Source organism: Parendozoicomonas sp. 2304DJ65-17 (genome assembly GCF_058148445.1).
Genome location: NZ_JBYVJV010000004.1, coordinates 14,502 through 26,098, shown reverse-complemented (window position 1 = coordinate 26,098; position 11,597 = coordinate 14,502). Strand labels below are relative to the sequence as shown.

Genomic DNA, 11,597 nt, shown 5'->3' with positions numbered 1-11,597 from the left:
ACGCTGTTTGAATACAAAAAGGCCGAACTCCTGTGAGTTCGGCCTTTTTGTTAGAGGTTCAGGCTTGCCGGGTCAATGGCAATGCCGAGAGAACGTTTATCGATACGCTTCTCTTTACCAGCTTCCTGATAACGGAAGCAGACCAGGTCACCAATGCTGACATCAAGATTTTTGTCGGCGCTGAGGTATTTGTATTCCTCACCTTCCACAGTCAAGGTGTGGATGTAGTAATCTGGCATGCCCAGCCAGTCACTGTGGGGACCATCGGTGGCAATATTTTCGAGTTTTCCCCGACCCTGCAGCTTTGGCTTGCGACGGCTAAAACCGCGGTTGCTTCTGTTCATGATGCACTCGTTAACGGTGTTGTTTCAGGTAAAAATAATACGGCAAAGCAGACTGATGTTTATTCGTTTCCAGAATCGCAGGAACGATTTTTCTGCCTCTGTTTCCATGTCCTGACAATATGCCAACGCCAGAACAGTCGTATGCCTACGTAACTGATAATGGCAAAAAACAGCCCGGTAAGAAAGGATCCAAGATAGAGTGGTAGCCAGATTCTGGCGAATTCTGCGGTCAGCCATTCCAGGCTGATTTCAAAACCATGGTGAGGTGCCACCGGTGTTTGCAGAATAAAGCAGCCAATTTTGTAGGTTGTGTACCACATAATCGGCATGGTGATTGGATTGGTAATCCAGACCAGCGCGACAGAGACTGGCAGGTTACAACGGATAAGAAGTGCCAGACAGGCTGCCACAACCATTTGAAAGGGGATGGGGATAAAGGCAACTAAAATCCCGACAAAAAATGCCAAAGCAACTGAGCGCCGATTCAGATGCCAGATATTTGGGTCCAGCAAATGATCGCCCAGAAATTTAAGAGATTTGTTTTCTCTTAATTGAGCCGGATCCGGTAAATACCGTTGAATCAATTTCCTCGCCATGCCGATAGATTAGGCCTGTTCCTTGATAATTCACAACGTTGTGGCGACTTAAAAGTCAAAGCCTGCCTGCAACACACAATAGTCTATGTTTCAGGGTTTTCAGGCAGCGATGCAGTATGCCCTGAAAACTGACTATTCTCCATACGTGACAGATGCTTATGTGGCAGGTACTGACCGGTTTTGCCAGTGGAATAATCTTGTCTCCGTACCTGCGGGCTGATACCTATTCTGTCCTGCTGATTGTCTCTTCAGCCAGTCTTCTTATTTTGACAGTGGTTTTGCGGAAAACGTTCCCCTCCTTGCTTTTAGTCGCTCTGTTAGGTGGGTTTGTTTATGGCGGTTGGAATCAAATCCAGCGTATTAACGGCTGGCTTCCAGATGAATTAACCGGCCGTGATCTGAAAATGTCCGGGAAGATTGTCAGCTTGCCAGATATTAGGGGGGAGCGTACACGATTTACTTTTTCTGGCGAGATTGTTCCTCCACCGGGGTTACCCGCCACCTGCAACAAAGTATCTCTCAGCTGGTTTGATGCTCCGCACCTGTCCCCCAAAGAAACATGGCAACTGTGTGTGCGCTTAAAACGCCCCCATGGATTTGCCAGTGATGGAGCTGGAGATTATCAGACTGTTTTATTGAGGCAGGGCATTACGGCTACGGGTTATGTGAGAACCTGTGATGCTGTGGAGAATGTGCGCCTAATGGATGCTCCCTCAACAGGACTTTTTGTTTGGCGAAATAGTCTTAGCCAGTGGCTCAAGAATAATCTTGCTGAGCCGGGGAGTGGTGTTGTTCGGGCTCTTCTTTTAGGAGATACCCGTGGTGTGTCACAGGATAGTTGGCAGCTTTTCCGTAAAACTGGGACTGTGCATTTGCTGGTGATTTCCGGGTTGCATATCAGTCTTATTGTTTTATTTGGCTGGGGGCTTGTTCGATGCCTGGCTCTTTTGGGTTTGCTTCCACTGCATCGCTGGCCAGTCCCGGTGATTGGGCGAGTAACCGGGCTGGGTATGGCAATTCTCTATAGCCTGATGGCTGGTTTTGGTCTTCCGGTTCAGCGGGCGCTGATCATGCTTGGAGTGGGAGTTGGTGTGCTGAGTTTGGGATTTCGTCTGCCCAGGCTAACTATCTACCTTCTTGCGCTTTGCGCTGTTCTACTCATCGAACCTATGGCCGTTACTGCCAACGGTTTCTGGCTTTCCTTTCTTGCGGTGGCTGCACTCTTGTATGCCTTCAGTTATCGAAGAAATGAATCACAGCTTGGTTCAATATTCTGGTCGCAGCTTGTAGTTGCCTTTGCACTGGCTCCGGTACTGGCCTCTATGCATCAGCCGGTGAACCTGTTCTCTCCTTTTATAAATCTCGTTTCTATACCGCTTGTAGGGATGGTCCTCATTCCCCTGATGTCTATCGGACTTGCTCTTTCCGTATTATGGAAAACTGCAGGTTTAATAGTTCTTCAGTGGGTGTGCTGGGTTCTTGAAATCTGGCAGGCAGGGCTTGAGTGGATAGTTGAATTTACCCCTGACGGCTTTTTAGCGCCTGTTCCTGGTTTACCAACCCTGCTTATGGCTGCTGTTGGTGTTGCTATTGTTTTTGCGCCACGGGTTTTGGGTTGGCGATGGTTAGGACTGTTCTGTTTTATCCCATGGCTATGGCCAGCTATTAAGAAGCCGGGCGACGGAATTGTTGAGGTTTCTGTTCTTGATGTAGGGCAGGGGCTGGCGGTTGCTGTTCGTACCCGGAATCACAGCTTGATTTACGATACCGGAGATCGTTTTTCTCCCCATTTTTCAGCGGCAGAAGCTGTGATCCTTCCTTATCTGCAACAGATGGGACACCTGTATCCGGATAAAATCATTATCTCCCATACTGACCGTGATCATATTGGTGGTCTGGATGTTCTGCGTTCTTATTTCCCTAAGACTGAAGTCATTGCTCCAGATGAGCAATCTGGTGAGTACTGTCAGGCTGGAGCTGGCTGGGAATGGGATGGCATTTATTTTGAGTATCTTGGCGCAGGGGAGGAAGCAGGTAACTTACCCGTTAATGACCGTTCTTGTGTTATGAGAATTTGTACCAATAATGGGTGCGCTTTGCTGGCAGGTGATATTACGCGGCGAAGGGAGCGGTTGCTGGTAAAACAGTATGGCAATCAACTCCAGAGCCAGCTTTTGCTTGCTCCCCATCATGGGAGTGACACCTCTTCTTCAGCAATGTTTTTGAATGTGGTCAAACCTGAATACGCCTCCGTATCAGCCGGATACAAAAACAGATTTCATCACCCGGCCAGTGCTGTTATTCACCGTTATCATGATCGACGGATCACAGTGCTGAATACTGCAGAAACCGGCACCCAGACCTATGTACTTGGCAAGCAGGGAGGGTTGCAGCTGAGTTGTTACAGAAAAGAGGCTGGATACTGGTGGAGTCGACTTCTTCATGATGGTCGGCAGCTTGAAAACTGTGAGCCAGTTCGGTCGATGGTCGGTAGACTGGCGCAGGGGTTATGGTAAAGTGGGCAGCCGAATTTTCATTTTTAAAGGTGTTTCCGCAGGTGTTCGAGCTGATAAAAGCTGGTGGCTGGTTGATGCTGCCGATTGTTCTTTGTTCTGTGCTGGCAACGGCTATTGTAATCGAACGTCTGTGGTCACTGAGACGGGAAAAAGTGGCTCCCAAAAACCTCCTGCCACAGGTGTGGAAGTGGTTTAAGGATGGCGAGCTTACTAATGACAAGCTGAAAGAGCTGCGCCGTAACTCCCCTCTGGGCGAAATCATGGCGGCTGGGCTGGCCAATGCCCGTCATGGCCGCGAAATCATGAAAGAAAGTATCGATGAGGCTGCGAGCAAAGTTGTTCACGAGCTGGAGCGTTACCTGAACGCTCTGGGTACTGTGGCCGCAGTTGCTCCACTGCTGGGTCTGTTGGGTACCGTTATCGGTATGATCGATGTGTTCACGGTCATTATGCTGGAAGGCAGCGGTAACGCCGCTATCCTTGCTGGTGGTATTTCCAAGGCGCTGGTGACAACCGCTGCTGGTTTGAGTGTCGCGATTCCTGCGGTTATCTTCCATCGATTCCTTGTTCGCCGTGTTGATGAGCTGGTGGTAACAATGGAGCAGGATGCTACTCGCCTGGTTGAAGTTGTTCAGGGTGAGCGGAAGGTGGACTTCAGCGAAGGTGGTAAAGCATGAAGTTCCGGCGCCAGCCTGTTCAGGAAGTATCAGTTAACCTGACGCCCCTGATCGATGTTGTTTTTCTGCTGCTGATCTTCTTTATGGTGTCCACTACCTTTACCCGGGAAACTCGTCTGGAGGTTGACCTACCGGAAGCCTCCCTGTCTGCTCAGGCTCCTATAGAGCAGCGGGAAATAAAGATTGAGATTAGTCAGACCGGTGTTTATGCGATTTCCGGACAAGTGTTGCCCGGCAATAGTCTTGAAATTGTAAAGGCAGCTCTGGAAAGGGCATCTGGCGGCGATATTACCCGACCAGTTGTACTCATAGCCGACGCAAAAACACCCCATGAATCTGTGGTAATTGCCATGGAAGCTGCGGGAGAGCTGGGCTTTTCTAAACTCAGTATTGCCACTCAGGAAGCTGAAACCAAATAATGGGATCTTCCTTTTTGTCGCGCGTGAAAAACTCTTTATCTGAAAAACTAGTTCGGGCCTGGTACAGGTCTGAACTCAGTCTCTCCCTTTACCCTCTTGTACCATTGTCAGCTCTTGTTAAGCGTGAAGCTGATAAGCGCCTTCAGGCTTTCCGATCGAATCCTCCGTGGAAACCACCAGTTCCGGTTATTGTTGTTGGTAATGTGACTGCTGGAGGCACAGGGAAAACCCCCATGGTGGCAGCACTGGTTAAGCGTTTGCGGGAGGAAGGCTATCGCCCCGGAGTGATCAGTCGCGGTTATGGATCCGGCAAAAACAGTCAGCCTCAATTGGTGGGGCAGGGAAGTAACCCCTCTATCTGTGGTGATGAACCGGTGATGCTCGCTGAGCTGACTCAGGCTCCTGTGATTGTTGATACCGATCGTCAGAGAGCGGTGAGATATTTGCTGGAGAATACGGACTGTAACCTGGTTATCAGTGATGACGGGCTTCAGCACTATCGTTTGCACCGGGATCTGGAAATCGCTTTGGTTGATGGCGCAAGAGGGTTGGGCAATGGCTATTGTTTGCCGGCCGGGCCGCTCAGGGAATCCGGTGAGCGGTTACACAGTGTTGATCTTGTTGTCAGTAACGGTGCGTTACAGCGAGAGCTTCCTGTTGAGTCTGTTCTTATGGAGTTGAAGCCCGCAGGGATGATTGCTGTGGATGGCAGTTCTCGGGATTTTCCCGTTAATCCTTCCTATCCGGTGCATGGTGTGGCGGGTATCGGAAACCCGGAACGGTTTTTCTTAACCCTTGAGCAGCAGGGCTTTACCGTTAAACGGCACCCGTTTGCTGACCATCACGGGTTTCAAAGCGATGACTTATCGTCCCTGGGGGATGGAATCGTTATAATGACCGGCAAAGATGCTATCAAGTGCCGGCCTTTCGCCAGGAAAAACTGGTGGTATCTGGCTGTTGAAGCCCAACTTCCCGAGCCATTCTGGGCTAAAGTACTGGATCGCCTGGGTAATCTCTGATGCTGGCTGAAGCCGGCTTTCAATGTGGTGATATTTCATGGACAAGAAACTGTTTGAAATTCTTGCCTGTCCTCTTTGCAAAGGGGATCTGAAGCATGAGCGTGAGACACATGAGTTGATTTGCCGCCCTTGTGGGCTGGCGTTTCCGGTGCGGGATGATATTCCGGTCATGCTGGAATCAGAAGCCCGCACTTTAACGACCGACGAACGACTCTGATCAGCACAAGATTATTACCGACATGTCCTATACCGTAATTATTCCGGCCCGGTTTGCTTCCACTCGCCTTCCGGGTAAGCCTCTGGCTGATATTGGTGGTAAGCCAATGATTCAGCATGTCTGGGAGCAGGCATCCCGCAGCCAGGCTTCACGTATTATCATCGCTACGGATGATGAGCAGGTGCAGGGCGTTGCTGTCCGGTTTGGTGCTGAGGTGTGTATGACCCGTGCTGATCACCCGACCGGCACGGATCGTCTTCAGGAAGTCGTGAGTAAATACGGGTTTTCTGAGGATGCGATTGTTGTCAATGTTCAGGGTGATGAACCTTTGGTTCCGCCAGCTGTTATTGATCAGGTAGCTGAAAACCTGAAAGTTTGTGTGCAGGCTTCAGTCGCCACCCTGTCTCATCCTGTCACTGAGGCGGATGAGCTGTTTGACCCCAATGCGGTGAAGGTTGTTTCGGATCTGAATGGGCTGGCACTTTATTTTAGCCGTGCCCCTATGCCTTGGGATCGTGATCATTTTGCCGCTACCCGTGAAACCGTTGGTAGCAGTGCCTTGCATCAGAGGCATCTGGGGATTTATGCCTACCGGGTTGGCTTGTTAAATCGCTTTGTCACCTGGGGCGAGTCTCCCTTGGAAATTACCGAGCGACTCGAACAGTTGCGCATTCTGTGGAATGGCGATCGCATTCATGTTGCTGAAGCCTGTGAAGTTCCTCCAGCTGGTGTGGATACCGAAGCCGATCTGGAGCGAGTTCGTTCTGTTTATGCTGAGCAACAAGAGATAGAGGAAACCGTGTGAAAAGGATTTTACTGGTCTGCTTGGGGAATATCTGCCGTTCCCCAACAGCCCATGGTATTCTGCAAGGGAAAGTTGAAGAGGCCGGTCTTTCTGATTTTGTAGAAGTGCAATCCGCTGGTACTGGAGCGTGGCATGTTGGTGAGGCTCCGGACGCCAGGGCAATTGAAGCGGCAAAAGCCCGGGGTTATGACCTTTCCGGATTGCGGGCACAGCAGGTGCAGGCTAATGACTTTTCCCGGTTTGATCTGATTCTGGCTATGGATTACAGCAATTATGATGAGCTAATGAGTTGTTGCCCGGAAGAATGCAAAGAGAAGGTCGGCCTGTTTTTACCTTACTCCGGTGTTATTGGCACGGATGAGGTGCCTGATCCTTATTATGGTGGCGCAAAAGATTTCAGCAATGTTCTTGATCTGGTTGAGCAGGCTGCGGATAACCTTGTTGCCGGACTCAGGGATGATGCGTTGTGATGTTGGAGTTAAATCATAACGTAGACCTTAAACCCTACAATACGATGGGTATCTCCTGTTTTGCTGATTATCTGACCCGGGTTTCATCAGAAGGTGAGCTTCGTGAAGCTCTGGAGTGGGCAGGTAAGAAGAAGCTGCCTATCTGCCCGCTAGGTGAAGGTAGTAATGTTATTTTTAGTGGTGACTTTGAAGGGTTGGTCATTGCTCTTGCCATTAAAGGTTGTGAAGTCATTCCCGGTGAAACTGATGGTCAGGTTCTGATAAAGACTGGCGCTGGTGAAAACTGGCATGAGTTTGTGCAGTGGACCCTGAGTCAGAATTATTATGGACTGGAAAACTTGTCACTCATCCCTGGCTGTGTGGGTGCTGCACCCATTCAGAATATCGGGGCGTACGGTGTTGAGATAAAAGATGTTTTTCATAGCCTGCAGGCTATGGATATGGTGACCGGTGAGGTTGTTACTCTGACGGCTGAAGAGTGCCAGTTTGGCTATCGCAATTCTGTCTTCAAAGGAAGGTATCGGGACCGGTTTGTAATTGTCTCGGTAACTTTTATTTTATCGAAAACCTTTGAATCTCAATTGGGTTATGGCCAGCTTCAAAAAGAAGTGCAGCAGGCTGCAGGTGGTAGTCCTGTGACTGGCCAGCTGGTCAGTGACGTTGTTTGCCGAATACGTAATTCGAAATTGCCTTCACCAGAGCAATTGGGTAACGCTGGAAGTTTTTTTAAAAATCCAGTGGTTGGCCACGATCATTACCAGCAATTGTTAGAGCGGGAGCCTGGTATCGTTGCCTTTCCTGCTGGTGATGATTATTGGAAATTAGCCGCAGGCTGGCTGATTGATCAGTGCGGCTTCAAAGGTGTTACCTACAGCAGTGGTGCTGGTGTTTATCAGTATCAGGCTCTTGTGCTGGTTAACCATGGGCAAGCTGATGGTTCCGCAATCCTTGCACTTGCTGGTGATATACGTGAAGCGGTCAGTGAGCGGTTTGGTGTTGATCTCGAGATAGAGCCAAGGGTTTATTAAATCTTTTTTCGTTTTGCTTATATTGTTTTAAAAGCATAAAAAAATCCCCGATCAGAAATGATCGGGGATTTTTTATCAGCGTATTTCAGTAGTCGTTACTGATCAGAGCTTTGGTCAACAACAGGTGTTTGTGTTGCTGGCTTGGTTTGCTCTGGAGCTGCAGTTGCCTGTGGTTCCTGGGCAATCTTTTGCTCTGGCTGAGGTTGCTCTTTTACTGGCTGCTGAGCAGGTTGCTCAGATGCCGGTGTTGGAGCTGGTTTCTGCTCAGGTGCTGGTGCTTCTACAGGACCCGGCTCAGCTGGTTTTGCGGTTTCAGCGGTGGCCTTTTCAGCTTCAAGCTTGCGGCGGCGAATCTCCCGTGGATCGTTAGCGGCACGGGTGGCGCGACGGCGACGGCGAGGGCGCTCAGAAGCAGCCGGAGCCTCTTCTGTTTCTGCTGTCGGAGCTGGAGTTGCAGTTTTTTCTGCTACTTCTGGTTTTGGAGCAGGTTCTACCGCCGCAGGCGCAGGAGCCTGTTTTGTTTCTGCGGGCTTGCTCTCTTCAGCTTTTGGTTGTTCGGCTTGCTGAGGTTGTACAGGTTTCTCAGCAGGCTTTTCCTGAGCTGGTTTTTCAGAAATAGCTGGCTTTTCCTGTGCTGGTGCAGCGACTGGAGTTTCGGCGGCCGGCTTTTGAACAGGTGCAGGTTGAGGGTTTTTTTCAGGCTGAACTGCAGGAGCTGCTTCAGGCGCTACAGCTTTAACGGCTTCTTGCTGTGGCTTCTGTTGAGCAGGCTTCTCCTCAATCTTTCTTTCAACAGCTTCAACTTTTACAGTCTCTTTTGGTGCTTCCGGCTTAGCGGCTGCAGGCTGTTGTTGCTCCTGCTTAGGCTTGCGTGGTGCAGGCTTTTGCTCCTGTTTAGCTGGTTGCTGTGGAGCAGCTTCAGGTTTGGCGGTTTGCTGTGCCTGGGGTTGCTGAGCTGGCGCTTCAGTAGTCTGCTGCTGCGCATCTGGCTGAACACGATCCCGTTGGGATTGACGGTTGTTACGTCGACGGTTCTGCAAGTTGCGTGGGCGGCGGCGCTTCTCTTCCTGCTGCTCACCGGAGCTGGAAGTTTGCTGTGGACGCTTCAGGGCTTCGCTGGAACTTGCTTCGTTCTGGCGATTGTCCTGTTGCTGACGACGGGAATCGTCACGCTTTTCCTGACTGCGTTCATTGCGCTGATCGCGACGCTGTGGTTGGCGACGTTCGCGAGTTTGGCGCTCTTCCTGTGCATCTTTATTGCGCTCACGACGTTGTTCGTTGCGGGCGTTGCGATCATCTCGACGGCGGTCGTTACTGCGATTACGGTCGTTACGACGGTTGCCGCCTGGGCGATTGTTGCTGGATTTTTCCTGACGCTGTTGTGTCTTGGGTGCAGGCTTCTCTTCTTCTGGAGCAGAGAACAGGCTGCCAAAGGTTTTGGCAATAGCTTTCAACAGGCCGCCAGACTCAGAATCGGCTGCCTTCTGTGTCGCCGGAGTGCGGGCTGGGGCTGGCTTATTAGGGGTGATATTGCGAACCGCAGCTTCAGGGGCTTTCTGCAGTTCTTTGTCCTGCAGGTATTCCTGAGCTTCAGGCTGAATCTCTTTGCTGATTTCCAGGCTGCTGGCCGGAATTTCACCAATATGGTCGTCACGCAGTCGTTGAACCTCAAAGTGAGGTGTTTCCATGTGTGGGTTAGGGATAACCAGAACACGGGTTTTGCTGCGCTTTTCAATGCGGCTGATAACATCACGCTTTTCGTTCAGCATGAATGTACCAACTGCAACAGGTACTGTGGCGCGGATTTCAGAAGTACGCTCTTTCAGAGCTTCTTCTTCTACCAGGCGCAGAATGGACAGAGCCAGAGAATGGATATCACGGATGGTGCCCTGACCGTTACACCGTGGGCAGACAATACCGCTTGTTTCTTCCAGAGAAGGGCGTAGGCGCTGACGGGACATTTCCAGCAGGCCGAAGCGAGAAATGCGACCCAGCTGTACGCGGGCGCGGTCCATTTGCAGGGCTTCGCGCATCTTATTTTCAACATCGCGTTGGTTCTTGTTAGAACTCATATCGATGAAGTCGATAACAATCAGGCCGCCGATATCACGCAGACGAAGCTGGCGGGCAATCTCTTCTGCCGCTTCAAGGTTTGTGTTGCGTGCGGTTTCTTCGATATCGCCGCCACGGGTTGCGCGGGCAGAGTTGATATCGATGGAAACCAGTGCTTCAGTTGGGTCAATAACGATGGAACCGCCGGAAGGAAGCTTCACTTCTCGCTGGAAGGCTGTTTCGATCTGGCTTTCGATCTGGAAGCGATTGAATAGGGGGACCTCGTCTTGGTACAGCTTCACCCGGTTCTGGTACTGAGGCATAACCTGAGAGATGAACTCCAGGGCTTCCTTGTGTACGACTGGGTTGTCGACCAGAACTTCACCAATGTCCTGGCGCAGGTAATCGCGAATAGCGCGAATGGTTACGTTGCTTTCCTGGTAAACCAGGAATGGAGCAGGGCGGTCGGCGGTCGCTTCCTTAATGGAACTCCAGACTTTCAGGAGGTAGTCCAGATCCCACTGGAGGTCGGCGGCATCACGGCCAAGACCTGCAGTACGAACGATTACGCCCATTTCTTGTGGAATGTCGAGCTGGGCCAGGGCTTCACGGAGCTGGGTGCGCTCTTCACCTTCAATACGACGGGAAATACCGCCAGCACGAGGGTTATTGGGCATCAGTACCAGATAGCGACCTGCCAGGCTGATCAGGGTAGTAAGAGCTGCGCCTTTATTACCGCGCTCTTCTTTATCTACCTGAACAATAACTTCCTGACCTTCCTTGATCACATCACGGATGCTGGGGCGTCCGGAGCCGGGGTTGCCAGTAAAGTATTCGCGGGAAATCTCTTTGAGAGGGAGGAAGCCGTGACGCTCCGAACCGAAATCAACAAAAGCCGCTTCGAGGCTTGGTTCTACGCGGGTGATCTTACCTTTGTAGATGTTGGCTTTCTTTTGTTCGCGGGCGCCCGATTCAATATCGAGATCATAAAGTTTTTGGCCATCGACCAGTGCAACACGCAGCTCTTCCTGTTGTGTCGCATTGATTAGCATTCTTTTCATGCAAATCCGGTTCTATCTGTTAGGCCATCCTCTTCATGCCTGGTACGTCCTATTATTCATTCTTCTTATCATCCTGAAACTGCAGCATTCTGCATAACAGGGAATGCCCTGAGCTGTTCTCTCTCAGGGGCTAATCTCGCCTTTGGCGAACCAGGGTTCAGGTCTTATCTGTTGCCGAGTCTTGTAACTCCTTAATGTGGGAGTGTTTCTCAGCAGTGAACGAGTGCCTGAAGCCTTGACTATTGAATTTGTAATAGGAGCGTCCAGTCAATCTGGATGACGCTGGTTAACTCGCAGCGCAAAGTATGTTCTTTCGCTTTGCGCCATTCTGTAAATATGCCTTAGAGGGGTTCCAGTCTTCAGAACGCCATTCAGGCTGTGCCGTAGAGGGCA

The 11,597-nt window shown here is 50.6% G+C and carries 11 protein-coding genes; 8 read left to right on the top strand and 3 right to left on the bottom strand.

Annotation, left to right across the window (positions count from 1 at the left end; genetic code table 11):
* Positions 1-50: 50 nt before the first annotated feature.
* Both ACY2RR_RS12195 and ACY2RR_RS12190 read right to left on the bottom strand, forming a co-directional pair.
* Entirely contained in the window at positions 51-344 is a 294-nt protein-coding gene (locus ACY2RR_RS12195) for a hypothetical protein (protein ID WP_490108424.1), read from the bottom strand.
* Between the two features lie 59 nt (positions 345-403).
* A complete protein-coding gene (locus ACY2RR_RS12190) occupies positions 404-940 on the bottom strand; it encodes a DUF2062 domain-containing protein (protein WP_490108423.1) in 537 nt (178 codons plus the stop codon).
* Between the two features lie 158 nt (positions 941-1,098).
* Here ACY2RR_RS12190 and ACY2RR_RS12185 point away from each other — a divergent pair, with 158 nt between their 5' ends.
* Genes ACY2RR_RS12185 through murB form a run of 8 tightly spaced genes read left to right on the top strand, consistent with a single transcriptional unit; the run spans position 1,099 to position 8,091 of the window.
* Entirely contained in the window at positions 1,099-3,456 is a 2,358-nt protein-coding gene (locus ACY2RR_RS12185) for a DNA internalization-related competence protein ComEC/Rec2 (protein WP_490108422.1), read from the top strand.
* 41 nt (positions 3,457-3,497) lie between these two features.
* Positions 3,498-4,133, top strand: a complete 636-nt coding sequence (locus tag ACY2RR_RS12180; RefSeq protein WP_490108421.1) for a MotA/TolQ/ExbB proton channel family protein — start codon at positions 3,498-3,500, stop codon at positions 4,131-4,133.
* Positions 4,130-4,552 (top strand): ExbD/TolR family protein, encoded by a 423-nt coding sequence (locus ACY2RR_RS12175; RefSeq protein ID WP_490108420.1) that lies wholly within the window; start codon positions 4,130-4,132, stop codon positions 4,550-4,552. The genes ACY2RR_RS12180 and ACY2RR_RS12175 overlap by 4 nt, the downstream gene beginning before the upstream one ends.
* A 23-nt stretch (positions 4,553-4,575) precedes the next feature.
* Entirely contained in the window at positions 4,576-5,571 is a 996-nt protein-coding gene (gene lpxK / locus ACY2RR_RS12170) for a tetraacyldisaccharide 4'-kinase (RefSeq protein ID WP_490108711.1), read from the top strand.
* Between the two features lie 37 nt (positions 5,572-5,608).
* A complete protein-coding gene (locus ACY2RR_RS12165; RefSeq protein ID WP_281646958.1) occupies positions 5,609-5,788 on the top strand; it encodes a Trm112 family protein in 180 nt (59 codons plus the stop codon).
* A 22-nt stretch (positions 5,789-5,810) separates the two neighbouring features.
* A complete protein-coding gene (gene kdsB / locus ACY2RR_RS12160; protein WP_490108419.1) occupies positions 5,811-6,593 on the top strand; it encodes a 3-deoxy-manno-octulosonate cytidylyltransferase in 783 nt (260 codons plus the stop codon).
* Positions 6,590-7,063, top strand: a complete 474-nt coding sequence (locus ACY2RR_RS12155; RefSeq protein WP_490108418.1) for a low molecular weight protein-tyrosine-phosphatase — start codon at positions 6,590-6,592, stop codon at positions 7,061-7,063. The genes kdsB and ACY2RR_RS12155 overlap by 4 nt, the downstream gene beginning before the upstream one ends.
* Positions 7,063-8,091 carry a UDP-N-acetylmuramate dehydrogenase gene (gene murB / locus ACY2RR_RS12150; protein WP_490108417.1) on the top strand — a complete coding sequence of 343 codons (1,029 nt, stop codon included), beginning with the start codon at positions 7,063-7,065 and terminating at the stop codon, positions 8,089-8,091. Before ACY2RR_RS12155 ends, murB begins: the two co-directional genes overlap by 1 nt.
* A 95-nt stretch (positions 8,092-8,186) precedes the next feature.
* Here the strand turns inward: murB and rne are convergent, their stop codons facing one another.
* Positions 8,187-11,204 (bottom strand): ribonuclease E, encoded by a 3,018-nt coding sequence (rne, locus tag ACY2RR_RS12145; RefSeq protein ID WP_490108416.1) that lies wholly within the window; start codon positions 11,202-11,204, stop codon positions 8,187-8,189.
* Positions 11,205-11,597 lie beyond the last annotated feature (393 nt).